Annotated in this window: 15 protein-coding genes, 10 tRNA genes and 2 rRNA genes; 26 read left to right on the forward strand and 1 reads right to left on the reverse strand. The window is 47.4% G+C overall.

Going from position 1 to position 20,851, the window contains the following annotated elements:
• Positions 1-89 precede the first annotated feature (89 nt).
• The 20 genes from rrf (at position 90) to MKZ16_RS00765 (ending at position 12,975) form a co-directional block, all read left to right on the forward strand.
• Positions 90-206, forward strand: a 5S ribosomal RNA gene (gene rrf, locus MKZ16_RS00670).
• Between the two features lie 46 nt (positions 207-252).
• Positions 253-329 (forward strand) — tRNA-Ile (locus MKZ16_RS00675).
• Positions 330-353: 24 nt separating this feature from the next.
• Positions 354-429: transfer RNA gene (locus MKZ16_RS00680), tRNA-Ala, on the forward strand.
• Between the two features lie 138 nt (positions 430-567).
• Positions 568-3,494 (forward strand): 23S ribosomal RNA (locus tag MKZ16_RS00685).
• Positions 3,495-3,576: 82 nt separating this feature from the next.
• Positions 3,577-3,668: transfer RNA gene (locus MKZ16_RS00690), tRNA-Ser, on the forward strand.
• A gap of 30 nt (positions 3,669-3,698) precedes the next feature.
• Positions 3,699-3,775 (forward strand) — tRNA-Met (locus tag MKZ16_RS00695).
• A gap of 8 nt (positions 3,776-3,783) precedes the next feature.
• Positions 3,784-3,859 (forward strand) — tRNA-Val (locus MKZ16_RS00700).
• Positions 3,860-3,891: 32 nt separating this feature from the next.
• Positions 3,892-3,967 (forward strand) — tRNA-Thr (locus MKZ16_RS00705).
• 14 nt (positions 3,968-3,981) lie between these two features.
• Positions 3,982-4,059, forward strand: a tRNA-Asp gene (locus MKZ16_RS00710).
• Positions 4,060-4,121: 62 nt separating this feature from the next.
• Positions 4,122-4,194, forward strand: a tRNA-Phe gene (locus MKZ16_RS00715).
• 8 nt (positions 4,195-4,202) lie between these two features.
• Positions 4,203-4,288: transfer RNA gene (locus MKZ16_RS00720), tRNA-Tyr, on the forward strand.
• Between the two features lie 5 nt (positions 4,289-4,293).
• Positions 4,294-4,366 (forward strand) — tRNA-Lys (locus MKZ16_RS00725).
• Between the two features lie 149 nt (positions 4,367-4,515).
• On the forward strand, positions 4,516-5,610 hold the full coding sequence (locus MKZ16_RS00730) for a helix-turn-helix domain-containing protein (RefSeq protein ID WP_076105195.1): 1,095 nt from the start codon (positions 4,516-4,518) through the stop codon (positions 5,608-5,610).
• 111 nt (positions 5,611-5,721) lie between these two features.
• Positions 5,722-6,843 carry a sn-glycerol-3-phosphate ABC transporter ATP-binding protein UgpC gene (gene ugpC / locus MKZ16_RS00735; RefSeq protein ID WP_036687044.1) on the forward strand — a complete coding sequence of 374 codons (1,122 nt, stop codon included), beginning with the start codon at positions 5,722-5,724 and terminating at the stop codon, positions 6,841-6,843.
• Positions 6,844-7,053: 210 nt separating this feature from the next.
• Entirely contained in the window at positions 7,054-7,992 is a 939-nt protein-coding gene (gene hprK / locus MKZ16_RS00740) for an HPr(Ser) kinase/phosphatase (RefSeq protein WP_036687047.1), read from the forward strand.
• Between the two features lie 12 nt (positions 7,993-8,004).
• Entirely contained in the window at positions 8,005-9,036 is a 1,032-nt protein-coding gene (lgt, locus tag MKZ16_RS00745) for a prolipoprotein diacylglyceryl transferase (RefSeq protein WP_076105196.1), read from the forward strand.
• 5 nt (positions 9,037-9,041) lie between these two features.
• Positions 9,042-9,698, forward strand: coding sequence for a pyrophosphatase PpaX (gene ppaX, locus MKZ16_RS00750; RefSeq protein ID WP_036687051.1), 657 nt, complete (start codon positions 9,042-9,044; stop codon positions 9,696-9,698).
• On the forward strand, positions 9,695-10,204 hold the full coding sequence (locus tag MKZ16_RS00755; protein WP_170914218.1) for an acyltransferase: 510 nt from the start codon (positions 9,695-9,697) through the stop codon (positions 10,202-10,204). Before ppaX ends, MKZ16_RS00755 begins: the two co-directional genes overlap by 4 nt.
• 293 nt (positions 10,205-10,497) lie before the next feature.
• A complete protein-coding gene (locus tag MKZ16_RS00760; protein ID WP_038568095.1) occupies positions 10,498-11,706 on the forward strand; it encodes an acyltransferase in 1,209 nt (402 codons plus the stop codon).
• Positions 11,707-11,817: 111 nt separating this feature from the next.
• On the forward strand, positions 11,818-12,975 hold the full coding sequence (locus MKZ16_RS00765) for an acyltransferase (RefSeq protein WP_076105197.1): 1,158 nt from the start codon (positions 11,818-11,820) through the stop codon (positions 12,973-12,975).
• A gap of 72 nt (positions 12,976-13,047) precedes the next feature.
• On the opposite strand, the gene gntK is transcribed toward MKZ16_RS00765, so the two are convergent.
• The gene (gene gntK / locus MKZ16_RS00770) at positions 13,048-14,577 is read right to left on the reverse strand and encodes a gluconokinase (protein WP_076105220.1); all 1,530 of its coding nucleotides are present in this window, start codon (positions 14,575-14,577) and stop codon (positions 13,048-13,050) included.
• 280 nt (positions 14,578-14,857) lie between these two features.
• Here gntK and MKZ16_RS00775 point away from each other — a divergent pair, with 280 nt between their 5' ends.
• The 6 genes from MKZ16_RS00775 (at position 14,858) to hisA (ending at position 20,231) form a co-directional block, all read left to right on the forward strand.
• Positions 14,858-16,075 carry an ATP phosphoribosyltransferase regulatory subunit gene (locus MKZ16_RS00775; RefSeq protein WP_036687060.1) on the forward strand — a complete coding sequence of 406 codons (1,218 nt, stop codon included), beginning with the start codon at positions 14,858-14,860 and terminating at the stop codon, positions 16,073-16,075.
• Between the two features lie 69 nt (positions 16,076-16,144).
• Positions 16,145-16,783 (forward strand): ATP phosphoribosyltransferase, encoded by a 639-nt coding sequence (gene hisG / locus MKZ16_RS00780; RefSeq protein WP_036687062.1) that lies wholly within the window; start codon positions 16,145-16,147, stop codon positions 16,781-16,783.
• Positions 16,784-16,821: 38 nt separating this feature from the next.
• The gene (hisD, locus tag MKZ16_RS00785; protein WP_036687064.1) at positions 16,822-18,132 is read left to right on the forward strand and encodes a histidinol dehydrogenase; all 1,311 of its coding nucleotides are present in this window, start codon (positions 16,822-16,824) and stop codon (positions 18,130-18,132) included.
• Positions 18,119-18,727: an imidazoleglycerol-phosphate dehydratase HisB gene (hisB, locus tag MKZ16_RS00790; protein WP_036687073.1), complete on the forward strand. Its 609-nt coding sequence runs from the start codon at positions 18,119-18,121 to the stop codon at positions 18,725-18,727. The genes hisD and hisB overlap by 14 nt, the downstream gene beginning before the upstream one ends.
• A gap of 1 nt (position 18,728) precedes the next feature.
• Entirely contained in the window at positions 18,729-19,346 is a 618-nt protein-coding gene (hisH, locus tag MKZ16_RS00795) for an imidazole glycerol phosphate synthase subunit HisH (protein WP_038568103.1), read from the forward strand.
• A 147-nt stretch (positions 19,347-19,493) separates the two neighbouring features.
• The gene (hisA, locus tag MKZ16_RS00800; protein WP_076105198.1) at positions 19,494-20,231 is read left to right on the forward strand and encodes a 1-(5-phosphoribosyl)-5-[(5-phosphoribosylamino)methylideneamino]imidazole-4-carboxamide isomerase; all 738 of its coding nucleotides are present in this window, start codon (positions 19,494-19,496) and stop codon (positions 20,229-20,231) included.
• The last annotated feature ends 620 nt before the right edge of the window (positions 20,232-20,851 follow it).

Raw genomic sequence — 20,851 nt, forward strand, 5'->3', positions numbered from 1 at the left:
AATCGGAAGTTTAACTTCCATAATAGAACCTTCGGGTTCGAACACTCACTCGTGTTCAGTTTTGAAAGAGCAAGTCTCTTTCGCATGCGTTTGGTGGCGATAGCGGAGGGGTTCCACACGTACCCATCCCGAACACGACCGTTAAGCCCTCCAGCGCCGATGGTACTTGGACCGAAGGGTCCTGGGAGAGTAGGACGTTGCCAAGCGGACAACCAATTCATTGGTTGATTCACAATGTTATATATGTTATATGGGCTTTTAGCTCAGTTGGTTAGAGCGCACCTCTGATAAGGGTGAGGTCGGTGGTTCGAGTCCACCAAGGCCCACCATATAACATTATAGAGTAATTTTATGGGGCCATAGCTCAGCTGGGAGAGCGCCTGCCTTGCAAGCAGGAGGTCAGCGGTTCGATCCCGCTTGGCTCCACCATAAATTTTTAAATGAATAACTTTTTTACTTGATCCTTGAAAACTGGATACCGAAACGAATTTGCGTTTTAGAACATCTTTTAGCAACTTGTGTAAACAAGTAAATGTTATTAGTGAGATTTTTCTTCGGAAAAATCAAGGTTAAGCTAATAAGAGCACACGGAGGATGCCTAGGCGCCAGGAGCCGACGAAGGACGTGGCGAACAACGAAACTGCCTCGGGGAGCTGTAAGCAAGCTTTGATCCGGGGGTGTCCGAATGGGGAAACCCAGCTGTGGTAATTCGCAGTTACTCATACCTGAATACATAGGGTGTGTAGAGGCAGACCAGGGGAACTGAAACATCTAAGTACCCTGAGGAAGAGAAAACAATAGTGATTCCGTCAGTAGCGGCGAGCGAACGCGGAACAGCCTAAACCAAGGGGCTTGCCTCTTGGGGTTGTGGGACGTCTCACATGGAGTTACAAAGGAATATGGTAGGTGAAGAGGTCTGGAAAGGCCCGCGATAGAGGTAAAAGCCCTGTAACCTAAACTGTGTTCTCTCCGAGACGGATCCCGAGTAGTGCGGGGCACGTGAAACCCCGTATGAATCCAGCAGGACCATCTGCTAAGGCTAAATACTACCTGGCGACCGATAGTGAAACAGTACCGTGAGGGAAAGGTGAAAAGCACCCCGGAAGGGGAGTGAAATAGAACCTGAAACCGTGTGCTTACAAAAAGTCAGAGCCCGATCTATGGGTGATGGCGTGCCTTTTGTAGAATGAACCGGCGAGTTACGTTTAACATGCAAGGTTAAGCCGAGAAGGTGGAGCCGCAGCGAAAGCGAGTCTGAATAGGGCGATTGAGTATGTGGACGTAGACCCGAAACCGTGTGATCTACCCCTGTCCAGGGTGAAGGTGCGGTAACACGCACTGGAGGCCCGAACCCACGTACGTTGAAAAGTGCGGGGATGAGGTGGGGGTAGCGGAGAAATTCCAATCGAACTCGGAGATAGCTGGTTCTCCCCGAAATAGCTTTAGGGCTAGCCTCGGTATAAGAGTAGTGGAGGTAGAGCACTGATTGGGTGCGGGGTCCGCAAGGATTACCAAGCTCAGTCAAACTCCGAATGCCATATACTTATTGCCGGGAGTCAGACAGTGAGTGCTAAGATCCATTGTCAAAAGGGAAACAGCCCAGACCATCAGCTAAGGTCCCCAAGTGTGTGTTAAGTGGGAAAGGATGTGGAGTTGCACAGACAACCAGGATGTTGGCTTAGAAGCAGCCACCATTGAAAGAGTGCGTAATAGCTCACTGGTCGAGTGACTCTGCGCCGAAAATGTAACGGGGCTAAACACACCACCGAAGCTATGGCTAGATACGTATGTATCTGGGGTAGGGGAGCGTTGTGTAGGGGTTGAAGGTGTACTGAAAAGAGCGCTGGACACTACACAAGTGAGAATGCCGGTATGAGTAACGAAAAGATCAGTGAGAATCTGATCCGCCGAAAGCCCAAGGTTTCCTGAGGAAGGCTCGTCCGCTCAGGGTAAGTCGGGACCTAAGGCGAGGCCGAAAGGCGTAGTCGAAGGACAACAGTTTGAAATTACTGTACCACCGTAATCCGCTATGAGCGATGGGGTGACGCAGGAGGGTAGTGACGCGGACTGATGGATGTCCGTCTAAGCAGTGAGGCTGATGTGTAGGCAAATCCGCACATCGATAAGGCTGGGCTGTGATGGGGAGCGAAAATTATAGTAGCGAAGGTCATGATCTCACACTGCCAAGAAAAGCCTCTAGCCAGGAGAAGGTGCCCGTACCGCAAACCGACACAGGTAGGCGAGAAGAGAATTCTAAGGCGCGCGGAAGAACTCTCGTTAAGGAACTCGGCAAAATGACCCCGTAACTTCGGGAGAAGGGGTGCCCCGGTAGTGTGAATAGCACGAGGGGGCCGCAGTGAAAAGGCCCAAGCGACTGTTTAGCAAAAACACAGGTCTGTGCGAAGCCGCAAGGCGAAGTATACGGGCTGACGCCTGCCCGGTGCTGGAAGGTTAAGGGGAGTGGTTAGGGGTAACCCGAAGCTATGAACCGAAGCCCCAGTAAACGGCGGCCGTAACTATAACGGTCCTAAGGTAGCGAAATTCCTTGTCAGGTAAATTCTGACCCGCACGAATGGCGTAACGACTTGGGCGCTGTCTCAACGAGAGATCCGGTGAAATTTTAATACCTGTGAAGATGCAGGTTACCCGCGACAAGACGGAAAGACCCCATGGAGCTTTACTGCAGCTTGATATTGAATTTGGGTACGATCTGTACAGGATAGGTGGGAGCCGTAGAAATCGGAGCGCAAGCTTCGGTGGAGGCGCCGTTGGGATACCACCCTGATCGTATCTAGGTTCTAACCTAGTACCCTTACCGGGTACGGGGACCGTGTCAGGCGGGCAGTTTGACTGGGGCGGTCGCCTCCTAAAGAGTAACGGAGGCGTTCCAAGGTTCCCTCAGAATGGTTGGAAATCATTCGCAGAGTGCAAAGGCATAAGGGAGCTTGACTGCGAGACCTACAAGTCGAGCAGGGACGAAAGTCGGACTTAGTGATCCGGTGGTACCGCATGGAAGGGCCATCGCTCAACGGATAAAAGCTACCCTGGGGATAACAGGCTTATCTCCCCCAAGAGTCCACATCGACGGGGAGGTTTGGCACCTCGATGTCGGCTCATCGCATCCTGGGGCTGAAGTAGGTCCCAAGGGTTGGGCTGTTCGCCCATTAAAGCGGTACGCGAGCTGGGTTCAGAACGTCGTGAGACAGTTCGGTCCCTATCTGTCGTGGGCGCAGGAAATTTGAGAGGAGCTGTCCTTAGTACGAGAGGACCGGGATGGACGTACCGCTGGTGCACCAGTTGTTCCGCCAGGAGCATGGCTGGGTAGCTACGTACGGACGGGATAAGCGCTGAAAGCATCTAAGCGTGAAGCCCCCCTCAAGATGAGATTTCCCAATTAGTAAGACCCCTTGAAGACGACGAGGTAGATAGGTTGGAGGTGGAAGTGCAGCAATGCATGGAGCTGACCAATACTAATCGGTCGAGGGCTTATCCTATACTTAGAATGCAAATTCGTTTCGGATTCAGTTTTCAGGGAGTCAAATTCCTGTTTGGATTGCTGTGGTACTGATATCGTTTGGAGAGATACCCAAGTGGCTATAAGGGGACCCTCTGCTAAGGGGTTAGACTGCGTAAGCGGTGCGTGGGTTCGAATCCCACTCTCTCCGCCATTTTCAATCCATAGCAATACTAATTATTGTGGCGGTGTAGCTCAGCTGGCTAGAGCGTACGGTTCATACCCGTGAGGTCGGGGGTTCGATCCCCTTCGCCGCTACCATAATACCTGGAGGCTTAGCTCAGCTGGGAGAGCATCTGCCTTACAAGCAGAGGGTCGGGGGTTCGATCCCCTCAGCCTCCACCATTTTCATCTTTTTAGAATTGCTTTTACACCGTGCCGGTGTAGCTCAACTGGTAGAGCAACTGACTTGTAATCAGTAGGTTGGGGGTTCAAGTCCTCTCGCCGGCACCATTTTTAATTAATGCGGAACCGTGGTGTAGTTGGCCTAACATGCCTGCCTGTCACGCAGGAGACCGCGGGTTCGAATCCCGTCGGTTCCGCCATTTTTTCCACAAAATGAGTGGGAAGTGTAAGACTTTTCCGCTTAATTGTCATGCAATCTTATGGCTCGGTAGCTCAGTCGGTAGAGCAGAGGACTGAAAATCCTCGTGTCGGCGGTTCGATTCCGTCCCGAGCCACCTTTTTTGGGGGATTAGCGAAGTGGCCAAACGCATCAGACTGTAAATCTGCTCACGTACGTGTTCGGTGGTTCGAATCCATCATCCCCCACCATTTATGAGCCATTAGCTCAGTTGGTAGAGCACCTGACTTTTAATCAGGGTGTCGAAGGTTCGAGTCCTTCATGGCTCATCCCAAACACAAAGTCATCACCTTAGGGTGGTGGCTTTTTTTGTGTTTTTATGTCGTATTATAGTAGCGCGCTGCTGTAGTGATTAACATAATATTAGAGAATATGCTAAAATAGGCGAAAAGAGCAAAAGTGGTGGAGTATGGTGACTATGGATAGCGAAACATTGCGAAAAAAGTTAGAGCAGCTCACCGGAAAGAAAACCGGAATCAAGCAGTTAGGGAGGCAACATTCAGCTTCTCTTTTTAGCCTGGGATTGGAAGCACAAGAACAGCCGGTAATCCATGAAGGTCATCTTTGGGCACCATTATATGATACTGATGGACGTGTAACCGCTGTCTGGGTGGAATTGGATGGACTTAACTCTTTGGAAATTCAATTAGTGAATTATGCGGTTCGAAACTTTGCAATTGCACTAAAAGCTACTGGGGTTAGAGAAGAAGGGGAGGCGGAGGCTCGGCAGCTGGGAACCTGGTTGAACACCGAACTGGAGCAAGAGAAAAATGACTCTGAGATACCCGATGAGATGGCTCTAAAGGGACGTTTATTCGGAGATATGGTTCCATTCCTACTTAGCAGTGAGAATGCACATAGCCCGCAGATCACTTATCGTTCCTTAATGAAGCTGCTGCGCAGCTATTTTGAGAACGAAATTCTGCTTATACCTCTTCAAGAAAAAGAATGGTTAATATTGGCCCGGAAAGAATTACTCACGGGCGGAGATGATAAGGATGAGGAAGAAGAGAGTGTAGATGAAATTCTGGCTCAAACCAGCATGGGTTTACACGAACTGATAGCCAGCGAATGGGTAGGTGTTTTCCATTTGGCAGTAGCTCCGGCTATAGTTCCTGTTAAGGGATTGACGGGATCCGTGGCCTTGCTGAGGGAGACTATTGTACTCGGTCGTATTTTCCAAGTGGGTGAGTATATTCATTTACCTTGGGAGCTGCATTTGGAACGATTGGTTAACAGCATTCCTGATGCACGGCGTAAACAGTTACTTGGACAGATTGGCGACTATTCTTCCGTATTATCGGATAAAGAGATGCTGATGACCCTGGAGACGTTTTTTGAGATGGATTGTAATGTAAGTGAAACAGCCAAGAAGCTATATATTCATCGCAACACGCTTTTATACCGTCTGGACAAGATCAAACAGGAGACTGGTGCGGATGTGCGTAGCTTTGGGGACGCTGCTATTGTGAAGCTTACTATGCTTTTGTATAAAGTGACGAAAAGGAAATAGGTTTTTTGTGAACGTTACAAATAGCCACCGTGTCCCGTCTAGGGTAATATAAATGTACAAGGAAAAAAGAATTTTTCAATTAATCAATAATTAACTCGAGGGGGAAATACAATGGCAGGCGTACGTTTAGAGCATATTTTCAAAAAATACCCGGGTTCAGATAAAGCAACAGTAATGGATATCAATCTTGATATTAAAGATAAGGAATTTCTAGTATTGGTTGGACCATCCGGTTGCGGTAAATCCACAACTTTGCGTATGATCGCTGGTCTGGAAGAAATCTCCGAAGGTAAAATGTACATTGGCGATCGTGTAGTCAACGACGTTGCACCTAAAGACCGCGATATCGCGATGGTATTCCAATCCTACGCCCTGTATCCGCATATGAGCGTATACCAAAACATGGCTTTCGGTTTGAAACTTCGTAAAGTGAAGAAAGATGAAATCGACAAGAAAGTACGTGAAGCTGCTAGAATTCTCGATATCGAGCATTTGCTAGATCGTAAACCAAAAGCACTTTCCGGTGGTCAACGCCAACGTGTCGCTTTGGGACGCGCTATCGTACGTGATCCACAAGTCTTCTTGATGGATGAGCCTCTTTCCAACTTGGATGCTAAACTTCGTGGTCAAATGCGCGCTGAAATCACTAAACTGGTTAAACGCCTTGAAACCACTTGTATCTACGTAACGCATGACCAAACAGAAGCTATGACAATGGGTGACCGTATCGTAGTTATGTATGATGGTATCATTCAACAAGCAGCTTCCCCTGAAGAGTTGTACAATGAACCAACTAACCTGTTCGTAGCTGGATTTATCGGATCCCCTACAATGAACTTTATCAATGGTACTTTGTCCGAAGCAAACGGTTCTGTCCGTTTCCGTGCTGAGAACCTTGATGTTGAAGTACCAGGCGGAAAAGCTCAAATCATCCGCAGCAAAGGCTACATTGGCAAAGAAGTAATTATGGGCGTTCGTCCAGAAGATATCCATGAAGAGCCAGTATTCTTGGAAGCTTCCCCGAACACAATCTTTACTTCATTGGTTGATGTAACTGAAAACCTTGGTCACGAAATGCTCCTTTACTTGAGCGGCCTTGGTAAATCTACTGTAATCGCTCGTGTAGATGGACGTTCCACTACTCGCGAAGGCAGCAAGCCAAAATTGGCTATCGATATGAACAAAGTTCACTTCTTCGATAAAGAATCCGAAGTAAACATTCTGTTGGGATAAGATCGCAGGATCTTTTCTCTCTTGATAAAGCCACCCGAAAGGGTGGCTTTATTGTTTAATTAGGGTCGTAATGGATAGGCGTTAAGATTGCATTCACAAGCGTTATCAATTAAGATAGCAGGAGAATTACCTCCGGAATTGTAATGAGATCGCTGTCAACCGGACGCAGTAAGCGGACATATACCGCAGGTGACGAAAGGACGAATTTACATGGCTAAGAAAGTAAAAGTATCTGAATTGGTACAACATTTTCAATTAGAGGTTATTTCCGGCCAGGAAGGTCTAAAGCGACCTATTACGGTCGATGACCTGAATCGCCCTGGACTAGAGATTGCTGGTTATTTCGAATATTATCCGGAAGAACGTGTTCAACTATTAGGTAAGACAGAACTCGCATTCTTCTCCATGCTGCCTGAAGCTGAACGTAAAAGTAGGCTTCGTGGAATCTGTAATGACAATACACCTTGTATCGTAATTACCCGTAGTTTGGATGTGCCACAGGAGTTAATTGATATAAGTAATGAAAAGGGACTTCCTGTGCTGCGTAGCTCGATGGCTACGACTATTTTCTCCAGCCGTTTGACGAGCTTCTTAGAAGGGAGATTAGCCCCTACAGCAACGATTCATGGTGTACTCTGTGATGTATATGGTGTAGGTATGCTGATTACTGGCAGTAGTGGTATTGGTAAGAGTGAGACAGCCCTTGAACTTGTAAAACGTGGACATAGACTGATCGCTGATGATGCCGTGGAAATCCGCCAGACTTCAGATAACCAGCTGCATGGTACAGCCCCTGAGTTGATCCGTCACTTGTTGGAAATTCGCGGAGTAGGTATCATTAACGTAATGACACTTTTTGGTGCGGGTGCTATCCGTAATCATAAACGGATTACACTTGTCGTTAGATTAGAGGCTTGGCAGCAAGACAAGCAGTATGACCGGCTTGGACTTGATGAGGAAACGACGCGGATTATTGATACCGATGTTCCACTTGTAACCATTCCTGTACGTCCAGGACGTAACCTTGCCGTTATTATTGAGGTTGCTGCGATGAACTATCGCCTGAAGCAAATGGGCTTTAATGCAGCCCTGCAGTTTACGAATAAGTTAACTGCGACCATATCTGAGGATATGGACGATCTCGATTAGGAGTGTGAGACAATGTTCCCATTAGCAATAGATCCTATTGTATTCTCAATTGGATCACTGCCTGTACACTGGTACGGGTTAATACTAGGGGTCGGTGCACTCGCGGGATTATTTCTTGCGATCCGCGAGGGCAAACGGTTCGGAATCCCGCAAGAATTCTTTATGGATATGCTGCTACTGGGTGTACCCTCGGCAATTATTGGGGCACGGATTTATTTTGTAGCTTTTAAATGGGACGATTATAAGCATAATCTGATAGACGTCTTTAAGATCTGGAATGGCGGCATCGCCATTTACGGCGCATTAATAGGAGCGATTATTTGCGGAATTATTTATTTCCGTTATAAGGGTTACCCTTTCTGGCGTATTGTTGATATTTGCGCACCTGGACTACTGGCGGGTCAAATGATTGGCCGCTGGGGAAACTTTGTCAACCAAGAGGCATACGGCAGCGTAGTTGAGGAATCTTTTTTACGGGATAAACTGCATTTACCTGACTTCATCGTTAATCAAATGTACATAGGGGATGCTTTTCATCATCCGACTTTCCTGTATGAATCTCTTTGGAGCTTACTAGGGATTGCGTTATTGATGGTTCTCCGTCGTCAGAAGTTTGTACGTGCTGGAGAAATCTTCATGTCTTACTTTATATGGTATTCCATCGGTCGGTTCTTCATCGAGGCTGTGCGTACTGACAGTTTAGCTTTTAACGGAAGTGAAGGACTGGCTTCGTTTATAAATGGCTTATGGAGTCCGATGGAATGGTTAGGTTTTGAACAAGGATATCTGGATCCTGCCTATGGTAATATTCGTATTTCTCAGCTGCTTTCTCTACTGATTATTGTGGCAGCTATATTGCTGATCGTTATTCGCAGAGTAACCGGAGAGCCTAAAGCACATTATTCTGACCCTATCGTATGTACTAAACCGATCCAAGCAGATACTGTAGTGCCAGAAAGCGCAGTAAATACACCGCAGAAAACTCGTCAAGGAACACAACCTGAGCAAGGACAGCCAGCGGATGGAGATAAGAAGGAGCAGTAAAACTTATGATAGAATGCGTTCTTTTTGATCTGGATGGAACGATTGTCGATACGAATGAGCTAATCATTAGTTCATTTATGTACGCGCTGAAGGACAATGGTCTGGCTCCACTGACCAGAGAAGAGATAATTCCGCATATGGGAACAACCCTTCAGCAACAGATGAGAGTATTCTCTGGACTAGAGGATGTAAATGGTACGTTAGAAAAGTCCTATCGTTCTTATAATAATGAGCATCATGATGAGTTAGTGCGGTCCTTCCCGCTTGTAAAGGAGACCATTGAGGAGCTCTCGCGTCGTGGGATCAAACTTGGGATTGTAACTACTAAGATCCGTCCAACAACGATCAAGACTCTGGAAAGGTTCGATTTGCTTAAGTACATGGATACGATTGTGACTGTGAACGATGTTACTGAACCAAAGCCACATCCGGAGCCCGTTCTGACAGCGGTCAAAAACCTTGGCGTTGATCCTCGTAAAACCTTAATGATAGGTGACAGTGCGGTTGATATTCAATCAGCCAAAGCTGCCGGTGTATACGCTGTTGGAGTATCTTGGTCTTTGAAGGGCGAGGATACGCTCCGCAAGTATGATCCGGACTTTATCATCCATAACATGAAGGATATTATAGAAATTATGGAGCGAGGAACGAATGAATCGTGAGAAACGTAACCCGTTATCCAGTAGAAGGTCATAACTCACTTTGGTATATTTACCGTACGGTCAGCCCTTGGAAGGGTGTCCGCAACTTTATTTTTATTCAGATTGCCCGCTATTGTCCGATTCTACCGTTAAAGAATTGGATCTATCGACGGATGCTGGGGATGAAGGTTGGTAAACACACGGCTTTTGGTCTTATGGCAATGGTGGATGTGTTTTTTCCGGAGAAAATAACGGTAGGTGAGAATTCTATTATTGGTTATAACACGACGATTCTAGCGCATGAGTATCTGATCAAGGAATATCGCCTGGGCGAAGTGGTGATCGGTGAAAATGTATTGATCGGCGCGAATACAACGATTCTTCCCGGTGTAACCATTGGAGATTGGGCAGTTATAGCTGCTGGCTCCGTGGTGCACAAAAATGTGGCAGCTGGCTCTTTTGTCGGGGGCAATCCACTGCGAGAGCTGCGCCCCTCTTCAACGGAAGAACATGCGGAACAAGTGTAAACGATGCTTTTTTAACCCTGCAGTTACATATTGCGTTTTTTTAGCGCAGGTTCTGCAGGGTTTCTTGCGTCTTAGAGAAGATTATTAAGGAAACTTTAAGTTCTTCTTAAGTTTTTAGAACAGATACATTCGATATAATTAGCGTTAGTGATAAGGCGAATCCCACGCTAGGCATTCAGCTTCAAATATCAGAATGTAAAATCAGCAGGTGCAGGCTTCCTGGTATTTTCAGTTTCCACATTCCGCTTAGCGTCTCTATGAACAACCATCATAGTAGAGAAGAGGAATATAATATGAACACTGCGAGACAGGAAAGGCTGCCCCAGCTGGATATCTTCAGAGCATTAGCGATCTTAGGTGTACTGCATGTGCATTCCTCATCTTTTGCCGCTGGAGAGCAGGCACTGCATTCACCTTATTATTACTGGCTGAACTGGATCAACATTTTCTTTAAATTCGGTACGCCCTCATTTATTTTTCTGAGCAGCTTTGTATTGTTTTATAATTATTATGGGCGCCCTGTGACACGCAGCTTGATTATTAATTTCTACCGTCGTCGATTAAAGTATATTTTATTGCCTTATCTGCTAGCCTCTATGGGCTATTACGCACTAACCTTATATGTGAACGGACGATTGACCCAGAACCTCGGTGGCAACCTGTACAGCTTTATTAGAGCGTTATTCTCAGGTTCCGCATATGCGCATTTGTATTTTGTATTTATCAGCATTCAGTTTTATTTGCTTTTTCCAGTACTGCTTAAGCTACTCCAGAGTTCCCGCTTTTTAATAAAATGGGCGATTCCACTCGGATTGGCACTTCAGTGGGGGTTTATTTTCTGGAATAAATACGAACTGCACATTGTTGAAAAAGGGAGCTTGGCGATCTCTTATCTGGCTTATTATATGATGGGCGCTTATATCGCGATTCACTTTGAGAAGGTGAAGACGTGGCTGATGAAGCCATGGAGGCAGCTAACTGCCAAGCAAAAAGGATGGACTGCCCTGTTAGTGAGCGGGTGGTTAATTGCAGCCTTTATCCATGTGCAGCTATGGTATGTGGCCCGCCATTTTGGGGTGTGGACGGATTCGTTGTGGTACGAGCTATTATGGAATGTCCATACGATGTTATCTGCATTGGTTCTGTTGTATGCTACATTTCTGATCTATCGTAAGGCTCCTCGCGGGATTGTTGCTTTTTTTACTCGTTTGGGTGAACTCTCCTTTGCGATATATTTGATTCATCCGCTATTGCTGGCGGTATATCGCAGGTTCAGATATCATATTCCCCTAGAGTCGCTAACATATGTTTTGTTCATCTACGGAGGGCTTGTGGTCGCACTGGGAGGGAGCTGGCTTATTGTGCAGTTTGCTTTCCGGCGAGTTCCGGGTTCATGGATTATTTTTGGAAGCGTGCCTCGCTCTTTGGAGTCCAGTCCGCAGGAAAAGTCAGGTTATATCCCTGAGGAACGGGCAAAGGGGTTCGTGCAGCAGGAGAAATAACGTTAAAAGAAGGTCTCATACACGCACACGCTTAAACGTGGGGAGGTAGCCTTCAATAATACTTGATTAACAGGCATCACTTCGATGCGGAGCTTAACAGGAGGAAAGATTATGAGACAAAAAGAAAGAATTCCGCAGCTGGATATTTTTCGGGCAATTGCTATTTTTGCAGTGCTGGCTATTCATGCTACTTCACGAACGTTGGCGGAGACACTAGGCACAAACATGTTTCATCCGTTCTTATTTATTAATAAATTCAGCCAGTTCGCCGTACCTTCATTCATATTTTTGAGTGGGTTCGTGCTCTTCTATAACTATATTGACCGTCCGCTGGGTGGCAAAACGCTAGGAAAGTTCTACTCTAGAAGGCTGCTTTATATTATAGTGCCTTATGTAGTATTTTCACTGCTGTATTTTGCGTTAAAAATGAATGCCGGGAATACTTGGGGCTTACCTCCAGGGGAGATGGCTTCTAAGCTATGGAAGTATTTATGGACAGGAACGGCATATACGCATCTGTATTATATTATTATCATTATTCAGTTTTACGTGTTATTTCCGCTTATTTTGTGGTGCTTGCAAAAGGTTCGTCATCTGGCTGCTTGGGCGCCGCTGATCGGGTTATTATTACAGTGGGGTTTTGTGCTGCTGAATAAATACATGACCAATCATGGGTATTGGCAGTTATCCAAGGGGAGTCTGGCGATCACTTATTTCTCGTATTTCCTGCTGGGTGCTGGGATTGCGGTGTATTATTCTTCTTTGAAAAAATGGCTAGTGCCTTCACGTGAAGGCTGGCGCGCCGGTAAAGGTCCGGTTTGGATTACGTTGTGGTTGTTATGGATTGTAGCAGGGGTTATTCATGTTGAGCTATGGTTTAATAACTACACGAAAAAAACTGTCATCAACAGCTTATGGTATGAGGGTTTCTCTAATCTGCATGCGCTGCTCTCTTGTGTGGTGCTGTTGCAAATCTCCTTCTTGCTCTATGGAGCAGGTCGAAGCTTGCTGACAAGACTCTTGGTTTCCGTGGGAGCATGCTCCTTCGGGATTTATCTATTACACCCTATGTTGCTGTATTTCTATAGAAAATTACAGTTTCACGGGGGTTCTCTTGCGTACATCGCAGCAATTGCAGGAGGATGGCTTGTTGCGCTGCTGGTTTCATGGCTGGCAGTGGCTCTCGTCTTCCGGTATGTGCCTGCGTCTTGGATTGTTTTTGGATCGGGCGCACCAAAGAAAGCAAAAACAGGTTCCAAAAGTGCATAGTCTACTGCTAGGTAATATAAAAGCGTCGGTCTCCCGTATGTGCGGGTTGACCGGCGCTTTTTATTTTTTGCTCTATTCTCCAGCCTGTTCCCGCTGAAACTCCGCAATAGCTTGATACTGGCTTTCCAGACTACGGTAGACGGAAATATAAATCGGCAGCAGCTGCTTGTACACTTTGGTATGTTCATCAATCGGATCATGCTGGTAAGTTGAGCCGATCATGTCGAATACAACATCGAAGGAGTCCACACGGCCCGTTGCGTAAAGACCAAGCACTACTGCTCCGAGGCAGGAACTTTCGATACTCTCCGGAATGATGACCTCTTGATCAAAAATATCAGACATCATCTGCCGCCAGACTGAGGAGCGGGCGAAGCCGCCTGTAGCCAGAATTTTGCTAGGACGCCCGATTTGCTCTTCCATAGCCAGCAGAACCATATACATATTGAAAATTACGCCTTCTAGTACCGAGCGAATCATATGCTCCTTATGGTGATTCATAGAAAGGCCGAAGAAGGAGCCACGAGCATCAGGATTCCACAGCGGTGCCCGTTCACCAGTTAAGTAAGGATGGAACAGAAGACCACCGCTACCTGCCGGAACTTGTTCCGCGATGCGAGTTAGAACCTCGTAAGGGTCAATGCCAAGACGTTTGGCGGTTTCGACTTCAGAAGCAGCGAACTCATCCCGTACCCAGCGGAACAACATACCGCCGTTATTAACGGGTCCTCCGATCACCCAATGTTTTGGGGTTAAGTTATAACAGAAGGTCCGTCCTTTAGGGTCGGTAAGCGGGTGTTCCACTACGGTGCGAATCGCTCCGCTTGTTCCAATCGTAGCAGCCACTACACCGGGTTTAATCGCGCCTACGCCAAGGTTGGACAAGACGCCATCACTGGCTCCTACGACAAAAGGTGTCGTCGGGAGCAGTAACAGCTCCTCTGCTAGACCGGGAAGCAGGCCTTGCATGATCTCTGTGGTGGGAACAAGCCGTGAGAGTTGATCTGGTGAAATATGGGCTATCTCCAGGGCCTCTTTATCCCACTCCAAAAGTTCAAGGTTGAGCATGCCTGTAGAAGAGGCAATGGAATGATCGATGATGTATTCGCCGAACAGCCGAGCGAATATGTATTCTTTTATAGAAATGAATTTATAGGCTTGTTGGAACAACTCAGGCTGCTCATCCCGAAGCCACATTAGCTTGGTAATCGGTGACATAGGATGAATAGGCGTTCCTGTGCGCAAATACAACTCATGTCCGTTAAACTCGTTCTTCAGGCGAAGTGCAGACCCGGCACTACGGTTGTCAGCCCAAGTGATGCAGGCAGTAAGTGGTTTACCCAGCTGATCAATCGCAATGACACTGTGCATGGCTGAACTGAAGGAGACGAATAGGATCTTATCTGGAGATACAGCGCTTTGCCGCATGACATTAGAGATGGTATGAAAGACTGCACGTAGGATTTGCTCTGGGTCCTGCTCCGCTATAGAAGGGGAGGGTTGATGCAAGGGATAACCCATATTAGCTTGTGCAACTATGGCTCCATTCTCCTCGAAGAGAACTGCCTTTGTACTTGTAGTACCAATATCAACGCCAATCATATAGGATTTAGTCAAGCGTTAGCCCTTCTTTCTAGGTGAAAGTATATTTTTAGAACACCAATTACAAAATTATGAAGTACAATCGTATTAGCTCATTATAGTATTCGATAAGCGGGGAGGCAAAAATAAAGAAAATGCCAAACGCTCGACTAAGGGTTTGATTGACGAAAAAGCAGTGAACATGATACGATATTGAAAATACTTTAATTTGCTACCACTTTACCATAGTAAAGTAAACATAAACAGTATCTAATGATAACTGACGAGGTGAACAATGAAGATGTCCAAACCAAAGGGATTTGAGAAGCCGTCTGGCGTTCGGGACTATCTGCCCCGGGCCGTAACGAAATTGCGCAAAATTGAGAACGATGTACTGCATTGCATGAGTCGCTGGGGATATCAGCAAATGATGACTCCAACGTTGGAATATTACGATACAGTTGGCGTGGCTAGCTCTACGTCCGACCAGAAGCTCTATAAATTACTTAACAATCGTGGTCAGGCTTTGGTGCTTCGATCAGAAATGACTGCCCCGGTTGCCCGTGTTGTTGCCTCTCTATTGAAGGATGAGCCACTGCCATTGCGTCTGTCATATCACGCGAATGTATTCCGTGCCATTGAGGAAGAAGCGGGGCGGGAAGCGGAGTTCTTCCAGACAGGTGTAGAGCTGGTAGGTGATGATTCACCAGAGGCCGATGCGGAGGTAGTGGCGCTTGCTATTTCTTCGCTGCAAGCCGCGGGTGTGAAGTCTTTTAAGATCGCTATGGGGCATGTAGGCTTTCTGAATGGGTTATTTCAAGAGGCACTTCCTGAATTACCCGAGGCTCAAGAGGAGCTGAAAAGTCATTTGCTGGGCCGTGACTATGTTTCTTTCCGGGAGACTTTACGGCGGCTGGATCTTACAGAAGCGCAGAAGAACGAACTGGATGGGCTGCTGCGTCTGCGCGGAGGCAAGGAGATTTGTGGACAGGCGCTAGAGCTGAGCAATCATCCGCTCGCGCGTCATTCGATTGATCATTTGTGCAAGGTGTGGGAGGTGCTGGTCTCTTACGGCGTATCACAGCATGTACTGATTGATCTGACGATGATCGGGGACTTTTCCTATTATACAGGCATGACTTTTGAAGGTTATGCAGCGGAATTAGGATTTCCGGTATGCAGCGGTGGTAGATACGACAATCTGCTGCAACAGTTTGGGCGTCCGATCCCATCCACAGGATTTTCCTTAAAAACGAATCGCATCCTGGATGGTGTAACTGGAGTGGTCGAAGAGGAAGAGCTGCCTATTTTGATCCAATATGATGCGATTCGCAGAAAAGAAGGCTTGGAAGAGGCAACACGCCTGCGGTCAGAGGGTCATGCAGTCGTTACTAGACTTGCTGCAGGTCCAGAAGAGCTTGAAACGGTGAAGCGTTTGGATACGGACACGGTTGAAGCAGAGGGTGTACGGTACGGTGAAATCTATACATTCGTATCTTTTGTAAGTGAGCATGGCTGAGGATATCGCTAGTACAAAAAGCGATTAACATAAATTTTGCATGGAGATGGAAAAGGAGGCAACTTAACAATGGCACAGATATTGAAGGTGGCTATGCCAAAAGGCCGGATTTACGAAAAGGCTGCTGAGCTGTTCCGCCAGGCAGGTCTTCCGATTCCACCGGACGGTGAGGCATCACGCAAGCTTGTTATTCCGCTGCCTGAGGCAGGGATGGAGTTTATATTGGCGAAACCAGTAGATGTACCTACATATGTAGAATATGGCGTGGCGGATATTGGGATCGTGGGCAAGGATGTTTTGCTGGAGGAAGATCGTGATGTATACGAGCTGCTTGATCTTGGCATTGCCCGCTGCCGGATGTCTATCATCGGATTGCCGAACTGGCAGCCGGGGATTCAGCAGCGTGTAGCGACGAAATATCCGAATGTAGCTTCAAGGTATTTTAGGGAGCAGGGCCAACAGGTCGAGGTCGTGAAGCTGAATGGATCCATCGAGCTTGCACCACTGATTGGTCTGGCCGATCGTATCGTGGATATGGTAGAGACCGGGCAAACGCTGCGGGACAACGGATTAATCGAAATGAAGAGTATATTCGAAATTACAAGCCGCCTGGTGGCGAATCGTGTGAGCTATCGGATGAAAAATGAAGAGATACAGCAACTGTGTGACCGACTACAGGCAGTTATAGGGCAACCTAATTTGCGGTAGGCGGCAACAGATGTTAGGGGTAAAGGGAGGAACCAGCGATGAAGGTTGTGTCGAGCAAGGACTTTAAGCTAGAGCGGGAAGTGGAGTATGGTACGCCAGAGCAAAATCAGGCGGTAAAGGAAATTGTGGCCGCCATTAAAAAAGAAGGAGACACGGCGCTTCTTCGCTATACGGAGCAATTTGACCGGGTCGTACTTACGCCGAATCAGCTGCGGGTAACCCCGGAAGAGCTTCAGGCAGCATATGGCCGAGTAGAGCAATCTTTCGTATCCGCTATTCAAGCGGCTGCAGCCAATATCCGGGCGTTCCATGCCAGACAGAAACGGAATTCATGGATGGACTTGCAGCCGGATGGCACGATCTTGGGGCAGATTATTCGTCCGCTGAAGCGGGTAGGGGTATATGTACCTGGTGGCAAAGCAGCTTATCCCTCCTCGGTGCTGATGAACGTGATCCCAGCACAGATCGCGGGTGTGCCGGAGATCGTCATGGTGACTCCGCCATCCACCGGCGGCAAAGAAGGGATTGACCCTTATATCCTGGTTGCTGCCGCAGAAGCAGGTGTGAATGAAATCTACCGTGTGGGCGGAGCACAGGCGGTAGCTGCTTTGGCTTTTGGTACGGAGAGCATAGCGCCGGTAGATAAAATATGTGGACCCGGCAACATATACGTTGCGCTGGCTAAACGCGAGGTATATGGCGCCGTGGATATCGACAGTATCGCGGGTCCCAGCGAAATTGTCGTGCTGGCAGATGAGACCGCTGAGCCGGCTTATGTCGCAGCGGATCTGCTCTCGCAGGCCGAGCATGACGAGATGGCCTCGGCGATTCTGGTCACGCCATCGCAGAGCCTGGCGGATAGCGTGGCGGCCGAAGTGGAGCGTCAGCTGCAAGAACTGCCGCGTCAGGCGATCGCCCGTTCTTCCGTAGAGAATTACGGCGCGATCATTGTTGTGGAATCTATGGAGGAAGGGATCTCCGTAGTGAATAGACTGGCACCAGAACATCTGGAGATTGTTGTCGAAGATCCTATGGGCCTCGTAGGCAGCATTGAGAATGCTGGAGCCATCTTCCTGGGAGCGTATAGCTCCGAGCCCGTGGGTGATTATTTTGCCGGGCCAAATCATATTATCCCAACCAATGGGACCGCACGTTTCTCGTCACCAGTGGATGTGGATGATTTTATTAAAAAATCAAGTCTGATCTATTACAGTAAGGAAGCACTCTTGCGTGATGGGAAGACCATTATAGAGCTGGCACGCCGCGAAGGGTTAGAAGGCCACGCACGAGCCATTGAGATTCGACTCAAGAACGAAGGAAAAGGTGGAGACGGATATGGAGAACAATAACGAACAGGCCTTGCGCCAAGCTGGATTAAGCCGCAAAACAAACGAGACGGATATAAAGTTGTCTCTTAATGTAGATGGAAGTGGAGTTTCAGAGCTGGAGACGGATGTTCCTTTTCTGAATCATATGTTGGATCTGTTCACGAAGCACGGACAATTTGACCTGTCTGTACAGGCGCGTGGAGACATCGAGATTGATGACCACCACACGGTTGAAGACATTGGGATCTGCCTAGGGCAGGCGCTGCACGAAGCACTGGGTGATAAAAAAGGAATCAAACGTTATGCGAGTGTTTTTGTACCGATGGATGAAGCTTTGGCGCAGGTTGTGATCGATATCAGCAATCGCCCGCACTTTGAATATCGTGCAACCTATCCTTCACAGCAGGTAGGCAGCTTTTCGACGGAGCTTGTTCAGGAGTTCCTGTGGAAGTTCGCGCTCGAAGCACGGATTACGTTGCATGTTATCGTACACTACGGTTCTAACACTCATCACATGATTGAGGCTGTATTCAAAGCGCTTGGACGGGCGCTGGATGAGGCAACTTTGATTGATCCACGTGTGAAGGGTGTGCCTTCTACGAAGGGAGTGCTGTAGGATGACTGTTGCAATCGTCGATTATGGCATGGGCAACCTGCACAGTGTGAGCAAGGCGGTAGAACGTCTCGGTTATGAGTGTGTAGTGACGGGTGATGCCGAGCAAATTCTCGCTGCTGATAGTGTCATTCTGCCAGGTGTCGGTGCATTTGGCGATGCGATGGGGCATTTGCGGGAGAATGGTTTGGATCTTGTCGTCAAACAGGTAGCCGCTGGAGAGCAGCCTCTGCTTGGGATCTGTCTTGGCATGCAGCTGTTGTTTAGCACCGGTGAAGAGCATGGCAGCCATGAGGGGCTAGATATTCTTTCGGGTTCAGTGGTGCGGTTCGCTCCTAGAGATGGCTATAAGGTGCCGCATATGGGGTGGAACAAGCTCAGCTTTAGACAGCCGGAGAATCCGCTTTTTGTTGGCCTTGAGGAGGGGCATGTGTATTTTGTCCACTCTTATCACGCGCTTGTAGCAAAAGAGAGTGATCTGCTGGCTGTCACAGATTACGGTTACCCAGTCACGGCTATTGTCGGGCAAGATAATGTGTTCGGTATGCAGTTCCATCCGGAAAAAAGCGGAGAGCTGGGAATCAAGCTGTTGGGTAATTTTTTGAAATATAAGAAAGTATAAGTTTCACAATACACTTTATCCTTATATTTCTCGCTTAAACGCTTACCGTCCTTATAAGGACGACGAAGGCGTTTATACTTGAAGATTAAGAGAGAGCGGGCGTAAGCCACGCTATAAATATAATGTAACGAAAGTGGGGAGCGCCAAATGTCTTCTTTTATTGTATATCCGGCGATTGATATCCGGGATGGAAAGTGCGTCAGGCTGCAGCAGGGGGATTACAATCAGGAAACGATATACAATGATAGTCCACTAAAGGTGGCAAAATCATGGGAAGAGCAAGGTGGAAAGTTCATTCATTTGGTGGACTTAGATGGTGCGAAAGCAGGTCATCCTGTGAACGATGCGATCATCGGGGCTATTGCTGCTAATGCTAACGTTCCTGTGCAGGTGGGCGGCGGTCTTCGCAATCTTGCGGACGTAGAGAAATTGCTCGGACTTGGCGTTAGCCGCGTTATTATTGGTACTGCTGCGATTAACGATCATGCTTTTACCGAAGAGGTATTGGCAAAATACGGCGATAAAGTAGCGATCGGCATTGATGCGCGCAACGGTTATGTTGCGACACACGGCTGGTTGAACACTTCCGAAGTTCGTGCTGAAGCTCTTGCCAAAGAATTGGCGGCAAAAGGAGCCGAGACGTTCATTTACACCGACATCTCCCGAGACGGGATGATGCAGGGGCCGAACGTGGGCGGTATCCTGTCCATGGCGCAAGCCAGTGGTAAAACAGTGATCGCCTCCGGCGGAGTCACCAGTCTTGATGATCTGTTGCGTCTGAACGTGCACAGCGGCAGTGGTGTAGGTGGAGCTATTGTTGGCAAGGCGTTATACACGGGCAATATTGATCTTTCTGGAGCTTTGCGAGCGCTTGGGCAGAAGTAGCGTTGGGCGAACGCGCTAATTGATGAGCGGATGAACAAAAAGACGACATGGGTTAGCCAAGGAATAGTGGATCAATGAAACAGACAGAACCAACAGTGGGTTAAAGAAATAGACTTAACAGTAACGTAGTGAACACATATCACCAAATCACCAAATCACCAAACTAAATTAATAGACGAGCGAATGAACAAAAAGACAACAGTTGAGCAATCCAATGAGCAGTGGATAAAAGAAATAGACGTAACAGTAAATGAGTAACTAATAATAATTAAATGAACGCCCAGAGAAGCAAACTAGCAAAAGTTAAACGAACAAACTAGTAAACCAGCAAAAGGGCTAAACAACAAAGCAACAAAAGAGCTAAAACAAACCAGCTGACCAATAAAGCAACAAACCCAACTAGCTAATGTGTTTCACTTTGTACAATCAAAACTGGTTAAAAATCTCCTTTTCGTGAATTCTAAAGGAAATTATTGCACGAAATGCAACACACTGCTCAACTAGAGGGTATGAGTTCGATTCTATTGCACTGAGTGCAATAGAATGTTGAACTAAGCTGATTATCGGCTAAAACCCGCTGCACAATCTGCTACAATAGGCGTAATTAGGCGGCGGGAAGG

The organism is Paenibacillus sp. FSL R5-0928, assembly GCF_037970385.1.
GTDB classification, from domain to species: domain Bacteria; phylum Bacillota; class Bacilli; order Paenibacillales; family Paenibacillaceae; genus Paenibacillus_AQ; species Paenibacillus_AQ odorifer.